This is a genomic window from Patescibacteria group bacterium (genome assembly GCA_041664365.1).
Taxonomy (GTDB): Bacteria; Patescibacteriota; Patescibacteriia; order UM-FILTER-42-10; family UM-FILTER-42-10; genus JAHJEX01.
In genome coordinates this window covers 1-20,150 of record JBAYKW010000011.1, presented here as the reverse complement: position 1 = coordinate 20,150, position 20,150 = coordinate 1, and the positions used below count along the sequence as shown (strand labels likewise).

22 protein-coding genes and 1 other annotated feature are annotated in these 20,150 nt (G+C 42.2%); of the genes, 16 read left to right on the top strand and 6 right to left on the bottom strand.

Annotated features, from left to right (window positions below; translation table 11 throughout):
- Positions 1-390 precede the first annotated feature (390 nt).
- Positions 391-5,613 (bottom strand): SdrD B-like domain-containing protein, encoded by a 5,223-nt coding sequence (locus WCW66_06055; protein ID MFA6392276.1) that lies wholly within the window; start codon positions 5,611-5,613, stop codon positions 391-393.
- A gap of 293 nt (positions 5,614-5,906) precedes the next feature.
- Between WCW66_06055 and pcm the strand changes: the two genes are divergently transcribed.
- From pcm to WCW66_05980, 15 genes are all read left to right on the top strand, one after another.
- Positions 5,907-6,554 (top strand): protein-L-isoaspartate O-methyltransferase, encoded by a 648-nt coding sequence (pcm, locus tag WCW66_06050; GenBank protein ID MFA6392275.1) that lies wholly within the window; start codon positions 5,907-5,909, stop codon positions 6,552-6,554.
- 186 nt (positions 6,555-6,740) lie between these two features.
- A complete protein-coding gene (locus WCW66_06045; GenBank protein ID MFA6392274.1) occupies positions 6,741-7,829 on the top strand; it encodes a sugar phosphate nucleotidyltransferase in 1,089 nt (362 codons plus the stop codon).
- Between the two features lie 46 nt (positions 7,830-7,875).
- The gene (gene mltG, locus WCW66_06040; GenBank protein MFA6392273.1) at positions 7,876-8,925 is read left to right on the top strand and encodes an endolytic transglycosylase MltG; all 1,050 of its coding nucleotides are present in this window, start codon (positions 7,876-7,878) and stop codon (positions 8,923-8,925) included.
- Between the two features lie 222 nt (positions 8,926-9,147).
- Positions 9,148-9,831 (top strand): UMP kinase, encoded by a 684-nt coding sequence (gene pyrH / locus WCW66_06035; GenBank protein MFA6392272.1) that lies wholly within the window; start codon positions 9,148-9,150, stop codon positions 9,829-9,831.
- Between the two features lie 35 nt (positions 9,832-9,866).
- Positions 9,867-9,985: a sequence feature (ribosomal protein L10 leader region), on the top strand.
- Positions 9,986-9,989: 4 nt separating this feature from the next.
- Complete coding sequence (gene rplJ, locus WCW66_06030; protein ID MFA6392271.1) at positions 9,990-10,514, top strand: 50S ribosomal protein L10; 525 nt, start codon at positions 9,990-9,992, stop codon at positions 10,512-10,514.
- 110 nt (positions 10,515-10,624) lie between these two features.
- The gene (gene rplL / locus WCW66_06025) at positions 10,625-11,068 is read left to right on the top strand and encodes a 50S ribosomal protein L7/L12 (GenBank protein MFA6392270.1); all 444 of its coding nucleotides are present in this window, start codon (positions 10,625-10,627) and stop codon (positions 11,066-11,068) included.
- 239 nt (positions 11,069-11,307) lie between these two features.
- Positions 11,308-11,562, top strand: a complete 255-nt coding sequence (locus tag WCW66_06020) for a helix-turn-helix domain-containing protein (protein ID MFA6392269.1) — start codon at positions 11,308-11,310, stop codon at positions 11,560-11,562.
- The gene (locus tag WCW66_06015; protein MFA6392268.1) at positions 11,559-11,981 is read left to right on the top strand and encodes a type II toxin-antitoxin system death-on-curing family toxin; all 423 of its coding nucleotides are present in this window, start codon (positions 11,559-11,561) and stop codon (positions 11,979-11,981) included. Before WCW66_06020 ends, WCW66_06015 begins: the two co-directional genes overlap by 4 nt.
- A gap of 165 nt (positions 11,982-12,146) precedes the next feature.
- Positions 12,147-12,683 carry a hypothetical protein gene (locus tag WCW66_06010; GenBank protein ID MFA6392267.1) on the top strand — a complete coding sequence of 179 codons (537 nt, stop codon included), beginning with the start codon at positions 12,147-12,149 and terminating at the stop codon, positions 12,681-12,683.
- A 2-nt stretch (positions 12,684-12,685) separates the two neighbouring features.
- Positions 12,686-12,847: a hypothetical protein gene (locus WCW66_06005; GenBank protein MFA6392266.1), complete on the top strand. Its 162-nt coding sequence runs from the start codon at positions 12,686-12,688 to the stop codon at positions 12,845-12,847.
- Between the two features lie 2 nt (positions 12,848-12,849).
- Positions 12,850-13,011 carry a helix-turn-helix domain-containing protein gene (locus tag WCW66_06000; GenBank protein ID MFA6392265.1) on the top strand — a complete coding sequence of 54 codons (162 nt, stop codon included), beginning with the start codon at positions 12,850-12,852 and terminating at the stop codon, positions 13,009-13,011.
- A 5-nt stretch (positions 13,012-13,016) separates the two neighbouring features.
- A complete protein-coding gene (locus tag WCW66_05995; protein MFA6392264.1) occupies positions 13,017-13,730 on the top strand; it encodes a hypothetical protein in 714 nt (237 codons plus the stop codon).
- A gap of 69 nt (positions 13,731-13,799) precedes the next feature.
- A complete protein-coding gene (locus WCW66_05990; GenBank protein ID MFA6392263.1) occupies positions 13,800-13,985 on the top strand; it encodes a hypothetical protein in 186 nt (61 codons plus the stop codon).
- A 6-nt stretch (positions 13,986-13,991) separates the two neighbouring features.
- Positions 13,992-14,906: a histidine phosphatase family protein gene (locus WCW66_05985; protein ID MFA6392262.1), complete on the top strand. Its 915-nt coding sequence runs from the start codon at positions 13,992-13,994 to the stop codon at positions 14,904-14,906.
- 4 nt (positions 14,907-14,910) lie between these two features.
- Positions 14,911-15,366: a flavodoxin family protein gene (locus tag WCW66_05980; protein ID MFA6392261.1), complete on the top strand. Its 456-nt coding sequence runs from the start codon at positions 14,911-14,913 to the stop codon at positions 15,364-15,366.
- Positions 15,367-15,638: 272 nt separating this feature from the next.
- On the opposite strand, the gene WCW66_05975 is transcribed toward WCW66_05980, so the two are convergent.
- Positions 15,639-16,073, bottom strand: coding sequence for a hypothetical protein (locus tag WCW66_05975; protein MFA6392260.1), 435 nt, complete (start codon positions 16,071-16,073; stop codon positions 15,639-15,641).
- Positions 16,074-16,303: 230 nt separating this feature from the next.
- Between WCW66_05975 and WCW66_05970 the strand changes: the two genes are divergently transcribed.
- Entirely contained in the window at positions 16,304-16,951 is a 648-nt protein-coding gene (locus WCW66_05970; protein MFA6392259.1) for a hypothetical protein, read from the top strand.
- A 298-nt stretch (positions 16,952-17,249) separates the two neighbouring features.
- Here the strand turns inward: WCW66_05970 and WCW66_05965 are convergent, their stop codons facing one another.
- From WCW66_05965 to WCW66_05950, 4 genes are all read right to left on the bottom strand, one after another.
- Positions 17,250-17,501, bottom strand: coding sequence for a hypothetical protein (locus WCW66_05965; GenBank protein ID MFA6392258.1), 252 nt, complete (start codon positions 17,499-17,501; stop codon positions 17,250-17,252).
- 164 nt (positions 17,502-17,665) lie between these two features.
- Positions 17,666-18,178 (bottom strand): hypothetical protein, encoded by a 513-nt coding sequence (locus WCW66_05960; GenBank protein ID MFA6392257.1) that lies wholly within the window; start codon positions 18,176-18,178, stop codon positions 17,666-17,668.
- A 154-nt stretch (positions 18,179-18,332) separates the two neighbouring features.
- Complete coding sequence (locus WCW66_05955) at positions 18,333-18,617, bottom strand: hypothetical protein (GenBank protein MFA6392256.1); 285 nt, start codon at positions 18,615-18,617, stop codon at positions 18,333-18,335.
- 12 nt (positions 18,618-18,629) lie between these two features.
- Positions 18,630-20,150: MopE-related protein (locus tag WCW66_05950; GenBank protein MFA6392255.1), on the bottom strand; the 1,521-nt coding region annotated here is incomplete at its 5' end.

Sequence of the window (20,150 nt, the reverse complement as noted above, 5' to 3'; positions counted from 1 at the left end):
TCCCTATCAAGAGGGAGTTATTTATAAGTATAATGTACTAATCCACATGGTTTTTCATGAATACAAAAAACCAACAACAAGTTACAAATTCGCTAAAAATAGCGATTTTAAAGGTTTAACTCCTAGTACACTTTTATTTTGGTTTTTTTATAACCTTTTGTTGGTTTTCTATTCCCCCCAAACACTAGCATAAGCTCGTGTTCTTCCTCCGTGATAATGTGCAACGCATAAAGAACTATTTATAGTTCCTACATCTTACAGCAAATGGATTTTTTGTCAATAGGCTAGAACACATTATTACTATTTTTGGCAACTACCGATTATACAAATCAAAACACCCCGGCGCCTTATACAAAGGCCCTCGGGGTGCTCTTAAAATCTATATTCCAGCTACTTTGTCTGCTGAAGCTTTCTTTCTCTGGTGGAGAAAAAGATTCCGGAAACTACCAGCATTATTCCCGCGAAATACAGGATATAATCGCGCAGAGTAGAACCGGTTTCAACCAACGCGCCTAATACAGAGACAGCACGTACTTCAACAGTAGCAGAAGCACCAGCATTCTCGGAATTGTCAGCTGTGGCAAGTGCCACATTATCGTACATTCCGGCGGTAGCGGCAGCGTCCACGGACACCTTATAGGTGACTGTTTCGGCTGATCCTACGGCAATTGTGGCGAATTCCCATAGCTTTACCGCATCGGTAGTGCCTTCAAACACGAACCATTCCGGCAGTTGGTCGGTTAGGACTACGTTTTGGGCATCTTCTGTGCCGTTATTTGTAATGGTCAGTGTGTATTCCACCATTCCGCCCGGGTTGGTGAATTCAACATCGGCGGTTTTGATCAGTGCTAATTCCGCTTCAGTGGTGTCACCCAGAACAATCGGGGCTTCTACGTTCACAATCGCGGAATCTGATATTTTGGCATGATTATCGGCATGCGCTTCCGCCAGGTTTTCATACGATCCGGTTGTCGCCGTATCAGCTACTTTTACATCATAAGTAGTTGTTTTCGACTGTCCGATCGCAATATCACCAAGTACTAATGCTACGGTAGTTCCACCGCCTTCAACAAAGGTCATTCCGGCCGGCAAAGTATCGTCCACCATGACATTGGTGGCGGTTGCTGAACCGACATTGGTAACAACAACTGTATAGGTTACGGTGTCACCGGCGTCAGCTGTAGCTTCACTCGCATCCTTGGTAATCTGCAGTAGGGGATTTGTGGCAGCAGGTGTTACGCTTACGGTTACTTTTGCGCTGGCAGTCGCGGATCTTTCAATACTGATAACTCCCGGTGCTAAGGCTAAGGCAGATACTTCGGCTGGTGTTAAGCTTTCAGTTGCTAATATCTTTACGTTATTGATCAATTCTTCAGTGTTGGATACACCAGCGGTTGTTTGAACAGTTACACCGTAACTGCCGGTTCCTGGAGCAACGTTTGTTGCTGACCAGGTTATCGTATGAGTGGCTGCGTCGTATACTCCGCCGTTGGTTGCTGATACGAATGTTACTTTTGCCGGTAGCGTATCAGTTATCACAACATTATCGGCAGTAACTAATCCACTCAGCGTCCAATTTACGGAATAGTTGAACTGTTCAAGCGCTCCGACAGTTGTTTTATCTGCAGTTTTTGTGATTGTGACGCCGAAGTCTGGCTGGTTACCGAAATTATAATCACCATATACAATCGGTTCAGTCATTTCTACTTCATAACCTGCTTCAATTGGTTGAGTTTTTGTATAACCCGGTTGCATTGTTTCAGTAACTGTCGCGTGTCCCGGACCGTAGAATTTGAATTCATAATAGCCGTCGAGCCATTCACCAGTGCCGGTTAGGACACAAGAAGTTTCAGATGGCAGAACTTCAAACGGAAGAATATCAATTGCAATTCTCAAATTGCTATTAATTGTTGGACCTTCTCCAGAAGTAAATGTTCTGCAGATTTCCCAGTTGTTCAAAGGCATTTCACCGGGACTCCATTCGTGGTTGCCGTTCAAATCTTCATACTTATAGCCAGTAATTGTGGAGTGAGGATCTTCAACTACTGTTTGACATTGCTGTGGTCCATCCATAACGCAAGTGAAGTTGTCAGATATTTCACCGAGAGTACCATCACATAATTCATCTTCTTGTAATATTCGGTCACCGCAGTAACCGACATAGGTGTTGCCGAAATCTACATAGGAGATTTCATCGCCCGGGCTAACGAGCAATGTATAGCAATCTTCATTATTAGGATTGGTATTATCACCCGGTTCAGTTTGTTGCCAGCCATCTTGCTGAACTTCACAGACATCATAAGATCCCGGGATTAGTCCGGTAAATTCATAATTGCCGTATTCATCAGTAACATCGCTCATGTCCGGCTCTGAAGGAAGTGATTGGTCGTTGTACATAGTGGAGAAACAATTGAAGTCAGCCTGGTTTGTTAAACTGTCAGCATTCAAGTCACCCTGCGGGTCATTTGGTGTTTCCAAATACTGCGCCATCATAGCAATATCTGATAGGTTTAGATTTTCATCGCCACTTAAGTCGTAGTCAGAACTGTCTTCAGAACAGGTATTTAGAGAGATATTGATCGTCCAACCCTGAAGCACCGGTTCACATTCAGGATCGTCAACCGGTCCGTTAATCAACGATATTTTGTCGGCATCAGGACAGTCGCGCATTCCGTTACCGTTCAAATCTTCATATTTCAGTCCTGTTAATTCACCGGTATCGCGAGTGTTGGTGAATGTGCAGGTGGTGACGGAGTTCTTATTAACCAAAGCTGCGGAAGGATTACTGTTGGTACAGTTTTCACCGCTTACAGAGGTAAACGTATAACCTTCCGTACCCATTTCCTGAACGACATGATAGCCGGTCAAGAGGTTGTCAGTAAACATTCCTTCCTCATTGGTTTGATAATTTTCACCGTCAATTTGGAAAGCCACATTTGGCATCCGATTCCCGTTATCATCCAGTTTAATGATCGACAAGTCGCCTGTGTCATGGGTGTTGCCGAAGTTATATTCCGGTGCAAATACCGCATTTAGTGAAAAAGCAGCTTTATCAGTTGGCAGTGTCGGTAGAGTAACATAATGGCAGCCGTCTTCTCCAGGATAGGTTTGGTTCCAGCCGGTCTGTAATTCCTCGCAGATTCTGTAGTCTCCCGCCGGAAGATTCTCAAACCAGTACCAACCGAAATGTTCGGTTAGACTGGATGTAATCATGGTATCGAGCGGTTCAGTGCTATCTCCTTCATAGAGATTGATTGTCCAACCCGATAGTTTTGGTTCACAGTTTTCTGCGCTATTTAGCGTTGAAAGTGAATCATTTGGAGTACAATCATAACCATCGCCATTCTGGTCGTCCCATTTATAACCGTGCAGATCATAGGTTGGTTCTTCATCAAGCACATTCCAGGCAACACAATGATATGTTTCGCCCGGAGTCATGTTGTCAATCCATTCTAAGTTGTCATAGTTTAAGACATCATTATTGCAGTAGAATTCGGCTGAAACATTATTGCTGTTATTTCCTACAACATTATAGGTGAAAGGAATATATCCGGGTTGCATGACTTCACGAAACCAAAATTTGTCAGCAAGATCCAAGTCAAGATCTACAGAAGTCGTACCATTCACAGTTGGTCCGAATGTATGCCAGTCACCACCGGCTACACCGGTATTGTCTCCCGGATTGTATGGATCACCGCCGTCTATGCGGTATTGGAAATTCCAATCTGCTACAAGTTCACAAGATTCATGAGCATCTACCCAATTCTGGGCAGTTGCCGCAGTAATATTCTCTCCGCCATTTCCCCAATTAGGTAGGTCGGATTCTTCTGTACAGACTATTTTATATGCGACGATTGTAACATTATCTATTCGATGATTACCAAAATTATATGTGGTATCTCCACCGTCCGGCAGTGTTACTTCGTAACAATCTCCTGAACCTGTGCCAGGTAGCGTCTGTTCCCATCCATCTTGAACTACTTCGCAAATTGTATAGCTGTTTGGAAGCAAATCTGAAAATTCGTATTCTCCGTTTGCATTTGTGAATACTGTACCAGCATTTCCGCCATCTAGTGTTATCTCTACTCCTGCAAGTGGGTCTTCATTATCATCCCAAATTCCGTCATTATCTTCATCGTTCCATTTCTGTCCGTGGATATCATAGGTTACCGGGTCAGGTATTTCTTCACAAACACCGTTTGTCGCATCGACAGCGTCCAGGTCGTAACCATCAGCAGTGCCGTTGCCTGGGAATTCTGCCGCAAAGTCAGTAGTATCTGTTAAGCGGACATAGCGGATAAAGTCCCATCCTGTTGAGGAAAAATCAAGATAATCAATACCATCAGCAGTTTGGTTATTTATTTCACCAATATTTTCCCAGGTTATATTGTCTTTACTTACTGCTACCTGGGCTTTTTCTATTCCGTATGTAGTTCGGCTGCCCCATGTTTCCTCGTGGAAAGAGAGGTCATCTCCGTCAACATCCATTACTGGATATTGGAATTTTAGGGTAATCCAGCCGTTCATACCCAAACTGTAGAAATCACCGAGTTGTCCATCAACAGAGTCAGCTTCACCAAGTGCTTGCATTGGATCTGAGCGGTTGGCATCAATATTGCCACCACCGTACTGTGTTCCTTGGTCATTTGCAATTAATTCATATGCCCAGGTCGGACCTTCAACGCAGCTCTGTTCTTGACAAACATCTCCTTCATCATCGTATCCGTCACAGTTATTGTCTAAATCATCACATATCTCAACGCTGTCATTGGTAGGGACACAATAATATGCATCGCAAGCGTTACCTGCATGATCACCATCATCGTCAGCCTGATCAGGATTTGGAGTATTTACACAATTATCACAAACATCACCTACACCATCATTATCAGTATCAGTCTGATCAGGATTTGCTACCAAAGGACAATTATCAACTTCATCGCAGATTTCATCTCCGTCTGTGTCGGTACAGATTACATCAATATTGCATTCAGGGTCGGTGGCACCAACCATAGCGGAAAAACATGTAATATCGCCTTCGTTGGACTGTCCATCGTTGTTGAGATCTGCGGATGGGTCAATGCTTTTGTGTTCCGCAAACCAAGAGACGTCTGAAAGATCCCAAACAATGCCGTCTTCATTGTAATCTGTTGCTGTGTCAAACACTTCTCCGTTCGCATACGCTGTTGCGTACATTGCGACATCGGATAGATTTACGACACAATCACCATTAAGATCATAGTCAGCAAACACTTCCGAACAGACCGGGGGAACAACTGTTGGGCATTGCAATACATCTTCATTGTCTATCCCTAGTAAAACATCTCCCTCATGTCCTGCCAGTGGAGTTCCATGTTCATCAAGATGCGCAGACAAAGAAGGTTCTGCAACATTATTCCTTGTCCAAGGATTACTAGTGGATTCAGTGGCATGACAAATAGTATACTTGTCAACGCCTACATCAACTGGTTGTGTTGCTTGCGCGGGGGACAGCATTAAAAGTCCCTGCGTAGCGCTCATATTAAATAAAAAAGCCGTCATGACAATAATGTTGACGACACGATAGAACTTCCCCCTTTTTTTAGGGTTATAGTTGTAATGATTAGCGTTCATTGTTCGGTTAGTGCTAATAATTAGATTATTTATTTTTCAAGTCCTGTCGGCAATTTCTAGCGTTGCTGGCAGAGTTTTATATTTTTATTAACACGTTATGTGTAGCACAATTGCAAAATTTGTCAATATATTATGATATAATAATATGATAATGTCAACATAATTTCTTTGACATTAACAAATCAAAAAAATTTAATGTAAAATTAGCCAATTTTTCCAGCCTGTGGATAACTTTTTGATAATTTCTGTTTATTGGCAAAAGATGTTAAAATAGCACTATAAACGTGAATAATATGTTTCTACACAAAGTAACCATGGAAAACTTGGTAAAAGACCTGATTGGACAGGGTTATTTGAAGAATCCCGACATTATTAACGCTTTTTACAAGGTAAAAAGGCGTGATTTTCTGCCGGAAAACATGAAAGATAAGGAAACTGTGAATGCTCCACTGCATATTGGCCATGGTCAGACCAACTCTCAGCCTTTAACCGTAGCTTTTATGCTGGAAGTATTGGAGCCGGAGCAGGGTGACCGTATCCTCGATGTGGGTTCCGGATCCGCCTGGCAAACGGCACTGCTGGCAGAAATTGTCGGTGACCAGGGGCATATCTATGCTATCGAACGGATTGAAGAACTGAAAAAATTCGGCGAGCAAAATTTGAAACAATATAAATATATCAATATTACTCAAACACACGGAGACGGATCAAAGGGATTGAGAGCTTACGCGCCGTATGACAAGATAATCGTAGCGGCGGCCGCCAAGGAAATTCCTCAGGCATTGATAGACCAGTTGAAGGTTGGTGGCAGATTGGTTATCCCGGTTGGGGATAATACGCAGGATATTGTGGTAGTGGAAAAACAGGCGCCGGATAAAATTAAAACCAAAAGCTACCCCGGCTTCCAGTTTGTACCGTTGATCTCGGACAGAGAAGGATAATTTTCTGATAAATTCTAAATACCAAATTATAAAATCCAAATAATATTTAATATTTCAAATCGCAAATTACAATTTGAAAGAAATAGTACTGTGAAAATTTAGTTATTACAATTTGTAATCTATCTAGGATTTAGGGCTTAGGGTTTAGAGTTTATTAATAGTAATTATTCACTACTAACTAATCACATGAAGATAGTTATTCGCGCCGGAGGAGTAGGAACCAGGCTGTGGCCGATCAGTAGAAAAAATAATCCAAAACAGTTTCAGGCAATCGTCAGTGACAAAACTCTGATCAGGGACACGCAGGACAGAATCGCCCCGCTTGTAAATATAGAGGACGATCTTTTTGTTTCGGTGAACGAATCGGTGAAACACCTGGTGAAAAAATATCTGCCGGAGGTTTCCGAAAAAAATATTATTCCCGAGCCGGCCAGTAAAAACACCGGACCGGCAATCTGTCTGGAGAGCGTATTGATCGCGGACCGGTTTTCGGATCGGGAAGTAGTGGCTAGTTTGCCGTCCGATGATTTTATCAACGACCCGGAGGCCTTCCAAACTTTACTTCAGACTTCGGAAATATTTCTGAAAGAAAATCCGGAATATATCATGACGCCGGGAATCAAACCGAACTACCCTGATACCGGATACAGCTATCTTAAATCCGGAGAGGTTTTACAGGAGGAAGGCGAGGAAGCGATTTTCAAAGTAGCGGACTGGGTGGAGAAACCGGATCTGGATTATTGTAAGGAGCTAATTGCTTCCGGTCTTTACTTCTACCACACCGGTATGTATATCTGGCAATTAAAAACTGTCATCGGTTTGTTTGAAAAATACCAACCGGCAATGCTTGCATCGTGCCAAGAGATCGTAGAACTAATGAAACTGGGTGGGCAGGAAGAACAAATTGCCAAGATATATTCATCGCTGGAAAAGATGTCGATCGAAACCGCAATCACCGATAAAGTGGAAAAAATAGCAATGTGCGTTTCCAACCGGATTGGTTGGAGCGACCTGGGTAAGTGGCACATAATCAAAGACCTGCTGCCGGCGAACCAGGGAGATAATTTAATCAAAGGTAACGTGATTCCGCTGGACACTACCGACTGTATGATTTACGGAAGTAAAGATAAAGTGATTGCCACTATCGGTCTGGATGATATGGTGATTATTGATACCGATGACGCACTGCTCGTCTGTCCGAAGGACCGTTCGGATGAAGCGAAGAAAATCGTGGAGGAATTACAGAAAAGAAAAGATAGTGAAAAATACCTATAAACATTGACGAATATTATTTAAAATTAATCTAGATATTTATAACGGGATGAAAAAAATAATACTAATCATCATCAGTTTCATAGTAATTATCGGCTTAGCCGGTTTGTTTTATTTTAATAATCAGATCAGTTCAAAAGCTTCGGACAATGCGGAGGCAAAACTTTTTACTGTTGAAGCGGGGGAAGGCGTAAAAGAAATTAGCGCCCGGCTGACCGCGGAGAATCTGAGCAAAAATGATTTTATCTTCCGCACGTATATTTGGCTGAAGCATTATGAGAATAAACTACAGGCGGGGGATTATTATATTCCGCAGAATTTGAGTATGGTGGGCTTGGCGAAATTGCTGATCTCCGGTGACGCGCTTTCCAAGGAACGACTGGTGACAATTGTGGAAGGCTGGTCCAGTACGGAGATCGCAACATACATGGCGAACTTCGCTGAGGCGGACGGGGAACCATCCAAGAGTGATTACATTAATATATTTCTGGCGTACGTAGATGCCTCTAACACGCACGATATGATACCGGATAAGACCTATAGTTTCCTCGTCGACAAGCCTATTGATCAGGGTCTCGAAGGATTTCTTTTTCCGGACACTTACCGTATTTTTAAAAGTTCCGGTCCGGAACACCTGCTCGAAAAAATGCTGGACAATTTCGACGTGAAACTCACACAAGTTTTGAGAGATGAAATTAATAGTCAGGGAAGAACAATTTACGATATTATTACCTTAGCCAGCATTGTAGAAAAAGAAGTACGCACACCAGCGGATAAAAAGATTGCAGCGGGAATATTCTATACCAGAATGGAAAATGGAATTCCGCTGGAGTCCGACGCGACGGTAAATTTCATCACTGGTAAAAGGGCGCTGCAACCCACCTTCGCAGATACGGAAATTCAAAATCCATACAACACTTACGAGAACCAAGGTCTGCCACCGGGACCGATTTCCAATCCGGGGATGGATTCTATCTTGGCAGTGATCTATCCGGAGGACAGTGACTATCTGTATTTCCTGACCAAGGATGACGGTACAACGGTTTTCAGTAAAACATTTGAAGAACACTTGCAGAATAAAGCGAAGTACCTGGATTAAATTTCAAATACTAAATACTAAACCCCAAATAAATAGTAAATTAAAATATCCAATTTTCAAACATTTATTTTGGGGCACGGTTTACAATTTGAAATTTGAATCATTAAATATTATTTAGAATTTAGAAATTGGGATTTGGGATTTAATTACTAGTTTGAATAGTATAACCATTGCGAGTCACGCTGAGCGTGACGTGGCAATCCCGTTACTAAAATTATAAACATGAACAAAGAAAAAATAATTATTTCCCTAGGTGGATCCATTATTGTTCCGGATGAAGTGAACGCAACTTTTTTGAAAAAGTTCCGGGAATTAATTTTGCAAAATTTAAAAAACTATTCCAAGATTGTGATCGTAGCCGGGGGAGGGAAGGTCTGTCGCAGATACAATGCCGCCGCGGAAAAAGTTACCAAAATTTCGCATGAAGATCTGGACTGGCTGGGAATCTCCGCCACCAAACTGAATGCCGAGCTGATCAGGGTAATCTTCGGCACGCTGGCCTATGAAAAGGTATTAGATAATCCACATCAGAAAATAAATACCAAAAAGCAAATTATTATCGGTTCCGGTTATATTCCCGGTTCTTCTTCTGATTTGGACGCAGTAATCCTGGCGGAACAATACGGCGCGAAGACAGTGATTAACCTTTCCAATATTTCTCATGTTTATGACAAAGACCCCCGGAAACACAAAGATGCCCGAAAAATCGGGGTGATGTCTTGGCAGGAGTTCAAAAAGGTAATCGGTGGCAAGTTTGTTCCCGGAATGAACGCACCTTTTGATCCCGTTGCTGCCAAAAGGGCGGAAAAAGCGGGAATCCGGGTGGTGGTTATGAAAGGCACTAATTTGGCTAATTTTAAACGATTTTTGCAAAAAAAGCCGTTTTCCGGTACGGTAATTGGCTAATTGCTTGACTTATTTTTTTAAGCGAGTAAACTAGAAATTACAACTAAATATCGCCACAGACAGTAGGTGGCCCCAAAAATGGCCGTAAATCCTACCGAGGTACAAAACAAGCTGTTTTTCTGTGGTGTTTACCGCAGATTTTTTAAATCAAAAAAACTATGCCTAAAACACGAGTACAAAAGGAAGAGATAGTAAAAACACTGGTAGAGAGGCTTTCGGGAATGAAATCCGCTGTTTTTATTAACTATTCCGGTTTAAACGTAAAGAGTTTCGAAAACTTGCGCCAACTGCTCCGCGATGAAGAAGTGGAATGCAACGTAGCGAAAAAGACCCTGATCAAAAGGGCTTTGGATGAAGCGAAGCTTTCTGGAATGGATATCAAAGGTTTGGACGGGCAGATCGCGGTAGCGATGGGCTTCAAAGACGAAGTCGCTCCGGCCAGAATTCTGAAAAAATTCCAAAAAGACAATGTTACTTTGCAGATTCTGGGCGGAATACTGGAAGGCAGTTATATCGAACAGGCGAAAGTAATGGAACTGGCCAACTTGCCGAGTCGTGAACAGTTACTGGCACAGTTTGTCGGCAGCCTGCGCGCACCGCTGGTCGGTATCGTCAATGTTCTGCAGGGCAATATGCGCGGATTCATCAATGCGCTGAACGCGATTAAAGAGCAAAAAGCATAATAGTCCTGTCACTCTGAACTTGTTTCAGAGTCCAGGTTCCGGTAAGAACTGGAATGACAATATAAAATAATCAATTTATTTAATAAACAATTAATTAAGGAATAAAAAAAATGACAGAAGAAGTAAAGAAAGAAGCGCCAGCAGAGGCAGCTTCAGAAGAGAAAAAAGCAGTAGAGGTTCCTGCGAAGTTCAAAAAACTCGTGGAAGAAGTTGAGCAGATGACTGCTCTGGATCTGGCCGAATTGGTCAAAATCCTGGAAGAGAAATTCGGCGTATCCGCAGCCGCTCCAATGATGATGGGAGCAATGCCAGCAGCCGAAGCCGGCGAAGTAGCAGAAGAGAAATCTTCATTTGATGTTGAGCTGACCACAACCGGTGACAGCAAAATCAACGTAATCAAAGTTGTAAGAGAAGTTACAGAAAAAGGCTTGAAAGAAGCCAAGGATCTGGTTGACGGCGCACCAAAGATCGTAAAAGAAGGCGTGCCAAAGGAAGAAGCGGAAGAGATCAAGAAGAAGATTGAAGCAGCTGGCGGAACAGCAACCTTAAAATAAATATTGTCGTTCCGAGCGAAGTCGAGGAACCTTCCGTTCCTCCAGTAACAGAGTTCATCGGAAATTAACATTATATTGCTTGTTCTTTTTAGAAATAAGCCAATGCCCAGCAAAAGCTGGGTTTTTGGTTTGGTAAATTTATACACGGATGGGCAGGGGAGTGTGGCATATTGATAACCATTGACAATGATGTTAACATATGTTAACATTGAAGTATTGAATTAACAATGCAAAATATTATGAATAAAGACTTATTATCTACTACTGAAGTTGCGGAAATACTCGGGATTAGTCGGGTAGCGGTATTTAATAGGATAAAAAGAGGTGAGATAAAAGCGGAAAAAATTGGCCGTAATTTTGTTGTAAGTAGGGATCAGTTTAAGGGTGTGTTCAAAGATACTTTAGATGAGAATGAAAAGAATGTCGTTGATCAAGCAGTAAAGAAAGTCGTAAAAGAATATGGCGAGACATTAAAACTGCTAGGTAGTATATGATTAAGGTACTATCGATTAAGGAAGTAGAGTATCTGGCATATAGACTTGCTAGGGAAAATATGTCATTTGATGAGCCAATTCCGGAATTTTCAACAAGATTTCCAAATATACTTGAGAGCTGTTTGGAGACGCCTTTTCAAACATATAACAAAAATCCATTATACAAAGGACTCACAGAAAAGGCAGCGGTTCTTTTTTATCTACTGATTAAAAACCACCCGTTTAAAAATGGCAATAAAAGAATAGCAATGACAACATTAATGGCTTTTTTGTTTAAAAATAAGCGGTGGTTGAAGGTGGATAATACGGAACTGTACAATTTTGCCATGTGGGTGGCGCAAAGTCCGCGCGGGGCAAAAGCAGAAACAATTACAGCTACTGCTAATTTTATTAAAACTTATCTGGAAGAACTTAAATAAATATTGTCGTTCCGTGGGAAGGTGAACCGGTTTTGTGGAAGAGGGAAGTTAACAAGTAATAAATTGTGTGATAGGGTGGGAGATTTTTTTGCAAACAAGAAATCATTATCTAGTACAAGCACAACTACTTGACAAAGCACTACAAGTACTTTAGTATAACATTATATGTTAAAAGTTCTACCTAAAATAAATGAAGAATACTTTGGATCGTTTCCTCGTGAAGCGATGAGAGTCCTAATCTACATGACTGAAAACTGGCCTAAAAAAAGGACTTTTAATACCGAAGAACTTGGGAATGTCGTTGATTTAAAGGGTAAAGTTTTGGGTGGAGTTTTAGGTACTTTTTCTAAAAGGGCAGAGTTGCCGTTAGTAGTGAAAGTTGGGACAATAACAGTCGGTTGGGAGGGTCAAAAATTTGAGCGTCCAAAACAAGTATGGGCGCTAAATCCGAGACTTACAAGTAATGATATTGATGAAATAATAAATATTTTGAATCACTTTATGCTAGTTTCAAAAATTGATGAGTTTGAGAATGATAAGTATTATTACAGGTTAACATTTTTTCCTGGTGATAATGTTTATGTCATTACAAAATTAAAAAAATCAAACATAGTTGTTAGAGGTCAAAGAATTAGAGCTTTTCATGAAAAGGAAATAGCTTTGCATGTATTTAAAAATATGAAAAGTAAAGGAGGTGAATGAGTATGTCAAAAAAAGAAAAATCAACACAGGATTTACTAAAGGATTTAATGATAATACAACTAGGTCTAGCAAACGTTCCACAAAGTGAAATTCGTAATATCATTGGTTGTGATATAGGATATGTAAATCGAATTGTAAAAATACTCAAAAAAGTAAAGAAATAAATATGTCTAAAAAAACTACAATAGAACCAATGGAAGAAATTAAACGATTAATGGTATTTCAATTGTATAGATCTGGAGCAACTACAAAAGAAATTGGCAAAGTGCTTAACGTTTCGTATAAAACAATTGAAAGAATGATACCGTTGAAGAGGGGTAAAGCATAACAATAATGAGTGCTGAAGGATTGAGTACATCTATACTAAGAGTTTTAATAAATCGGCTTGATAGAGGCGAAAATGTTATTCGGGCACGTATTTCACAAATAAGAGGTGGAAATCCATCACTCACACTAAATGCAGCTGCTTACTTATATGGAAAAGGAAATAATGTGAATGTTGCTGGTAAATTAAAACAAACAGATCGTGATTCATTACAAGGAGAGCAAAAAGATAAAATTGTATCAAAAATTACTAAAGAAAAAGTTAGAAGAAAAAAGGAAAAAGACTTTTTGAGTTTTGATTCAAAAAATAAATTTGCACAAAAACACATCGAAGAGATAAATAGGGCATATAATGGTAAATGTTTTACTGCTGTTTATGTGTTAATAAGAAAGTTAATTGAGAATTATATTATTGATATTTTAATAAAAAAATTTCCTCAAAAGAATAAAGAGAATAAAAAATTATACTATAATACTGATAAGAAAAGATTTCTAGATTTCTCAGTCATCTTAAAGAATTTGCTTGACAAAAAGAACTCCTTTCCAGTGACATGTATTAAGCCAATTGATAGATTATATAATCTTGCAAAGAAATTCTCTAAAGAGGCAAATGATTTAACACATTCTTGGTATTACATTGCAACTAAGACAGAAATTGACGAAGCAAAAACTGATGAGATATTTGATTTAATTTTTATAATTTTAGAAGAAATTGAAAAATAATTATTTTAATCTTTAAACCCGGTCGAAAGATCGGGTTTTAAATTTCTCTAAAATCTGTATAATAAAACTATGAAAACCCCATTCTATAAAAATTGGTGGTTCTGGACGGCAATACTATTGGTATTAGTAATTGTAGTGTTTTTTGTGCCGATGATTCCTGTACCTGCTATGTGCGCGCCCTGCGCGGAACCGCCGGCATATTGTCCGCCGTGCCCGAATTACCTTGTTACAATTTTTGAATACTTAACTGATTAAAATAATATGAAAGACAGACAATCATTCTCACCGGATACAGACCCGAATCCGGAAAAAGGCAGGAATGTCCGAATCGTAATAAAATTTATCCGCCACGGGGAGAGGAGCGAAGACGGCCGGCTTTTGGATAGCGGAAGGGAAGATACGCGGGAACTTGCCAAAAGTATAGACAAGGAGCAATTTGACGCGGTCAAAGCAATCGGTTCCAACTTCGGTCCCGCATCCGATGTAGAAGTTAAAGACGGAAACAGGAAAATGGGCAGAGCGCTGGAGACGGCGCATATCTTTGCCAGCGGAGTTGATGAAGATGAAGAATTCACGAGCAGGGCAAACGATATTTTGGATCCGAATAACTTACATGCTCCTGCGCCGTATGACCATAAGGCAATGGTAAAGTCATTCCTGCCGGAAAATTATGATGATCTTCCGGATGAGGAGAAAAATAAATTATATAAAGATGCTCATCAGAAAGCTTTGAGTTATGCCATTAAACTGGATAGCCCCGAGGCAATGGATTGGAAGCGGGAAAGAGCCGGCGCCTTCGCCAACATCATTGAACATTATCAGAAAATGGCGACGAAGCTGAAGAGCGGTTCGAAAGTGCTGTTGCCCGCGGGCACGCACAGTCCGTATTTGGAAATGATCTTGCAGTTTGCTTTGGTCCGGACAAATGAAGACGGACAAGCAGAGCAGGTCAGTGCGGATGAATTAGGCGGTGCCTTTTATCCCTCCGAAGCTTATAATGTAGAGATTGAGACGGATGATGCCGGAGCGCCTTTGGAGTTTGGGATTAGTTTTGATAATCCGGAAAGACCGCAGGGAAATCTAAAACTGGATGCGGATATAATAAAGGAGTTATCCGCGTATTATGAAGAGTTACATCCGGTTGATAAGTATGAATTAAATAAAGGAAACGAATAATTTTATGAAAACATTAATTATCTTTGATTCCACGTTCGGAAACACAGAAAAAATCGCCCGCGCGATCGGCGAGGGGGTGGGTGCGAATGTGGTTAATGCTAAAGACGCGGGAAATACGGATTGGAATTCTATTGATTTATTAATTGTCGGATCACCGACGCTGGGTGGACGGCCGACTAAACCGGTACAGGATTTTTTGAACACTATTCTGGCGGACGGGCTGAAAGGGAAAGGTGTCGCTAGTTTTGATACCCGCCTGGAAGAAGCGGTGCAGGGTTTCGGTTTGAAACTGGTTTTGAAAACTTTCAAATACTCCGCGGAAAAAATAGGGAAAATACTTTCGGGCAAAGGCGGAAATCTGAAAGCGACGGCAGGATTTTATGTACTAGGCAAAGAAGGTCCGCTGAAAGAAGGGGAAATTGAGAGAGCGAAGGAGTGGGGGAAGAGCCTGGTTCAGTAGGAATGGTGGATTCCCGTTTTCACGGGAATGACAAAATATTTAAATTGTCATCCTCGGGCTTGACCCGGGGATCTATTTTTTTAATCACCCCCTAAGAACCTCCGCGGTGATTGAGTTTGGTGAATTGATTATTTATTGTTTTTTGAAGAAATGACAAATTAAAGGGTAGGCGCCCCGTCAGACGGGGCGACTGCGCCATTTAAAATATCCGGTGATTAGATTCGCGCCTTTTTGTGAATAAAAAAAAGACCGCCTCAACGTGGAAGCGGTCGCTAGGGAATGTACTTACGAGGGTTCGGCCCAATGTGCTCCGCAAAGAGCGAAAGGACCTCCTCCGGGCAATCAACTTGTTTCCAGGTGATATCTCGGAGTTGAATCTCCAACGGATAACCGGCCAGAATTGCATTGAAGCTGATCCGGCTGAAACTGTATTGCCCGGGTTCGCGTCTGTAAGACCTCTGGGTCTTCAGGTCAAAGAAGGTGAACTGATTCACGTCGGCACCTTCCTGACGCGCGATTGCGGTAATGACCGCTTCAGCTGCCTGTACAGTGGATTTCGTATGCATCTTGTGTGATGTGTTTCCACTGAAGATACAGTCTCCTCCGATGATTATGTAGATCACATATCCAGGACATGCGCCGTCACAGTAATTGACGGTTTTGAAGGGGCTGATTGCCGGTTCAAAAGAGCAAATCAAATCATTCATGATTTTCACCTCCCATTCTTTCGGAAGCTTGAGTGGAATGATTTGTCCATCGTGGAATACGATGAACTAAGCACGCTATCATGATTTTAAATTTTTGTCAACCTTATGAATTCGGATTCGCGCCTGCGGTAATCATTGACCGACTTACAACACGGTTTTTATGAAATACCCAAAATTTATAAAAAGTATTATACTGAAAACAGGGGATAATTCATTAAATTAGAAATAATATGGAGGAGCAAACCAAGACGAATAAATCTTACCTTATTTGGGTTTCGGTTATTATTATTGCAGCAATCGTTGCAGTAGTTTATTTTATGATGAATGGTGATAAGGAAACCAATACCAACAAGGTCGTTACTAATACCCCGATCAATAATTCCAATACTGTAACTAATACCGCAACGGATAATATTTATGTGCACGATGCTTTCACTATTACTCCGCCGGCAGGTTGGCCGGAGAGCCAGATCCCGGGCACGCTCGCTTCTTTCTTCAATACTTTGGAACAGCATCCGGAAGGCAGTGCCGCCGCCAACGTAAATTTTAAATCTTATCTCGCTGTTTCATTTGATACCGCTACGATCGGCTCGACTTTAGACAGCGTGAATGCCAAGGTGATGCAGGAAGTTGAGACTGTCGCATCGTCTTTGGAAGAGGTGTCGGTAAACCATCAAATATTGATTAACGATTTGCCAGCGCGATTTACTGTGCTGGATCTGACTATGCAGGAAGTGGATTACAGAGTTCTGATTGTGGTGGTGCTGGATCAGGATAATCAGAGATATTACACGGTGACCGGCAATACTACGGCAGAGAAATGGGGAGAATATGAAGCCGAATTCCTGAAATCAGCCCGTTCACTTACGATTAACTAATTATGCACAGTATCCAAAAGAGCGCGGATTGAATTTGCGCTTTTTTTGGTAGAAAATTTGCTTAACTTAGGGAAAAAAATTAAATATTGACCAATAAAAATGGGGGCAGTATTGACATGTCGGCATTCGTCTGATATACTGTTCCCAATCCGCACTCATTGGCAATTCGTTCATGGAGGAAAGACCAATGCTGTCACCGCAGTTGAAAAAAAACTCTGCTCTGACCGTAGACTGTCGGCACGTGCCCTTCGCCTATGCGAGGAAAGCGGATAGTGTCGTCATTTGCCCTTTGTCATCGTCATCGGATGTTCACGATCAGATCACCGCGGTAATCCGCGCTGTCTGTTTTCAGGAACAACTGAACCCCCACTGCGTTGTCTGGTACGAATTGTTTACCTACCAGCGTTTCCCGGGTTTGTACTCTCCCTGCGGAGAGTTCGGTGCTGACTTGCTCAGCGTTTACCACAAATTCGGTGCTCCGGGTGTCGGGATTTTTGACCGCATGCCCATCCATTTGAAGCCCGAATTCATCGAGTGTTTCGCCCAGCATATTGGTCCGAAGCCACGCATGGTCATGGTACGCCCCAGGGGTGCTAATGTCGCCAGATGATCCGCTCTGTCTCAGAGCCGTCTAGATTCATCGGCGGTTTTTTTATTCTCGGATTTTTTTAATAAAAAAAGAACCCTTTTGAGTATGTACTCATGGCGTATGGGTTAAAGCCGGTATGTGCGTTCCTGCTCGGCGATGATGAAATCGTGAGCGGACTTGCCATGGATGAAAGACCGAGTGTACGACTCGATGCTGACCTGGTAGATGGCGGAGAGGACGGCGAACAGGCCGTCGAGCAGAGCCTTGTTCTTATTGCCTTCGCTGCTGTAGTTGGTGGCATTACAGAACAACATCACGTCGCTGCCGATCATGACTTCGAAGTAGGCCCGGTGTTTCTCCGGTTCGTGTTCGATGTCGTTCACCAGGGTGACGCGAAGCATCTGTGGAATATGCTTAAGCATCAAATGCAAACTGAGCGCACTGAGGTAATCACGCATACTGGTGAACAGTCCGATGGTCGGCGTGCTTCCGGTGGAGGGGAGTTCGAGGAAAAACGGGTGCCTGCTCAGCGGGATCGAATCGAAGTTCACGTTGGCAGTGGCAGCCGCTTCCAGGAGACTTGAGAACCCGAGGACCATGCGTCTTTGCATGGGCAGATCGGACCAATCGTGTTTCATTGCGCAATCCTTTCAGACGAACTGCCTGCTTTGTCCATCGTGGGATACGATGAGCATATTACATTATCAATTTGTATTTATATTGTCAAGGCTAATATTGTATAAAAAACAAAAAACCGCCCTCTTTTTATGGAGCGCGGTTGAATTTATTTTATTAACCGACTGATTCGGTGAGCGCTTTTAATCTTCTGTCTTTACTGTCCGGATTCATGGAATTTTCTGCTACTCTTTTCGCACTTTTATTATCGCCTTTTTCAACATACGCATCAAATAATAGTTGCTCCAGTTCCTCCACCCATTCAGGCTCATCTTTGAGTATAATTTGTTTTTCTTCCTCCAGCCATTCTTCAGACTGGGACAGATTGCCGATTTTCAGCGCTTCATGAAATTCTAAATCAAGTTCTGCTTTTATTGCTGGATACTCGGTTTCTGCTTTCATATTTTAATCTGGTTAGTTGATAGTTACGGCATAGCCGGTACTGTTAACATTACCATTATTATCTGTAACGTAAAGGTAAGCAGTCTGTCCGGAAGTAAAGGAACCTTTGTTGATAGTAATCTGGATGGTGCTACCCCAGGCTGTCGGAATCTGAACATCACGGCGGGTTGATCCGGCGTAAGTGGGGGCATTACCGAGTTCTACGCGTGCGATAGATTTATCTATGTAGATGTTGTCATAGAAGAATTCATCCTGTCTCGCCGGTAGCCAGTCCGGGTTGTCCACGGAACATCCGGAAGTTGCTTCCGGCGGGCATTCACCGCAGCGTTCATGACCGGGACAGCTGATCCACATATAGATCGGGGAAATAGCTGAATCAACATCCTGGTAGTGTCCAATAAAAAGATTGTCCAGATAATTTTTTTCCGGATCGCACGACGGACTGCCGAACGGCATTTCATCCGCAACCAGTACGCCGTCATACCAAATGCGCGCATGACCATCATTAACTCCGATCGCTGACGGTTGTCTGTATTCAATTTGCACATGGCGTGCGGTTGTAAATTCATCAACACCCCAACCATTACCATAAGTTATTATCCATGGATCATTTCCGCAAGTATATTGTGAAAATGCGAAAGGAGGTTCTTCACCACCCTGGGTGATTTGCCAGAAAGCGGTATTTGGACCGTCTTCACTGATACCGACATTCGCGCTCCAGATCATCACTTGTTTACTGGACCGCTGTTTTAAACCAGTGTCTTTATATGCCCGAATGTAGTAGTCAAGATATAAATATCGGTATTCATCATCTTCCATTAAGGTCCTTGTATTACCGCCTCCAATACCAGACCCGGTTCGAACGCCGAGTGAACCGTCAATTGCTCCGGCATAATATCTCGGTCCTGTAGTATTGTCACTACGCACTCTGTCCCATTTCTCGGCAGTTACCTGGACAAGTTCACCGTTTACACCGTCTTCAAAATTATCCCATAAAACCGGCGGACCGACTATTCCACTGACGCTAGTTTTAGATCCGAAGTTATTACCGGAAACAGTGATTGATTGTCCGTTGGAAACTGTTGCGTCGCTGACTGAAGTAATACTGATACTTCCGCCGGATGGCGCGCTGCTGGTAGTAGCACTGCCTGTTGTTGAATAACCGGAATAGTTCAGTCCGGCATCACGGGCTCTGACGCGATAATAATAAGTAGTAGAATAGGGGAGATTATTGTCGGCATAAGAATTTGTAGCTGAAGTTGCTATTTGTGAAAAGCCGGATCCGGCAGATTCGGATCTTTCAATTGAATACAGCGCTACTCCGACATTGTCAGTGGAAGCGGTCCAGGATAACGAGATCTGGTTTCCCGTAATCACAGAGGAAAGGTTCGATGGATCTGTGGGCGATTGTGTATCCTCTTCCACCGGGCACATTACCGTTACGCCGTCACAGTTTTCATCCGTGTCGTTGCCACAGATTTCAGTTGCCGCCGGGTTGATCAGAATATTGTTATCGTTACAGTCCGGTCCGCC

Bases quoted from the DNA above. Each gene is read 5' to 3' on its own strand.
- WCW66_06055 (MFA6392276.1), bottom strand. From the start codon at position 5,613: ATGAACGCTAATCATTACAACTATAACCCTAAAAAAAGGGGGAAGTTC.
- pcm (MFA6392275.1), top strand. From the start codon at position 5,907: ATGTTTCTACACAAAGTAACCATGGAAAACTTGGTAAAAGACCTGATT.
- WCW66_06045 (MFA6392274.1), top strand. From the start codon at position 6,741: ATGAAGATAGTTATTCGCGCCGGAGGAGTAGGAACCAGGCTGTGGCCG.
- mltG (MFA6392273.1), top strand. From the start codon at position 7,876: ATGAAAAAAATAATACTAATCATCATCAGTTTCATAGTAATTATCGGC.
- pyrH (MFA6392272.1), top strand. From the start codon at position 9,148: ATGAACAAAGAAAAAATAATTATTTCCCTAGGTGGATCCATTATTGTT.
- rplJ (MFA6392271.1), top strand. From the start codon at position 9,990: ATGCCTAAAACACGAGTACAAAAGGAAGAGATAGTAAAAACACTGGTA.
- rplL (MFA6392270.1), top strand. From the start codon at position 10,625: ATGACAGAAGAAGTAAAGAAAGAAGCGCCAGCAGAGGCAGCTTCAGAA.
- WCW66_06020 (MFA6392269.1), top strand. From the start codon at position 11,308: ATGAATAAAGACTTATTATCTACTACTGAAGTTGCGGAAATACTCGGG.
- WCW66_06015 (MFA6392268.1), top strand. From the start codon at position 11,559: ATGATTAAGGTACTATCGATTAAGGAAGTAGAGTATCTGGCATATAGA.
- WCW66_06010 (MFA6392267.1), top strand. From the start codon at position 12,147: ATGTTAAAAGTTCTACCTAAAATAAATGAAGAATACTTTGGATCGTTT.
- WCW66_06005 (MFA6392266.1), top strand. From the start codon at position 12,686: ATGTCAAAAAAAGAAAAATCAACACAGGATTTACTAAAGGATTTAATG.
- WCW66_06000 (MFA6392265.1), top strand. From the start codon at position 12,850: ATGTCTAAAAAAACTACAATAGAACCAATGGAAGAAATTAAACGATTA.
- WCW66_05995 (MFA6392264.1), top strand. From the start codon at position 13,017: ATGAGTGCTGAAGGATTGAGTACATCTATACTAAGAGTTTTAATAAAT.
- WCW66_05990 (MFA6392263.1), top strand. From the start codon at position 13,800: ATGAAAACCCCATTCTATAAAAATTGGTGGTTCTGGACGGCAATACTA.
- WCW66_05985 (MFA6392262.1), top strand. From the start codon at position 13,992: ATGAAAGACAGACAATCATTCTCACCGGATACAGACCCGAATCCGGAA.
- WCW66_05980 (MFA6392261.1), top strand. From the start codon at position 14,911: ATGAAAACATTAATTATCTTTGATTCCACGTTCGGAAACACAGAAAAA.
- WCW66_05975 (MFA6392260.1), bottom strand. From the start codon at position 16,073: ATGAATGATTTGATTTGCTCTTTTGAACCGGCAATCAGCCCCTTCAAA.
- WCW66_05970 (MFA6392259.1), top strand. From the start codon at position 16,304: ATGGAGGAGCAAACCAAGACGAATAAATCTTACCTTATTTGGGTTTCG.
- WCW66_05965 (MFA6392258.1), bottom strand. From the start codon at position 17,501: ATGCTGGGCGAAACACTCGATGAATTCGGGCTTCAAATGGATGGGCAT.
- WCW66_05960 (MFA6392257.1), bottom strand. From the start codon at position 18,178: ATGAAACACGATTGGTCCGATCTGCCCATGCAAAGACGCATGGTCCTC.
- WCW66_05955 (MFA6392256.1), bottom strand. From the start codon at position 18,617: ATGAAAGCAGAAACCGAGTATCCAGCAATAAAAGCAGAACTTGATTTA.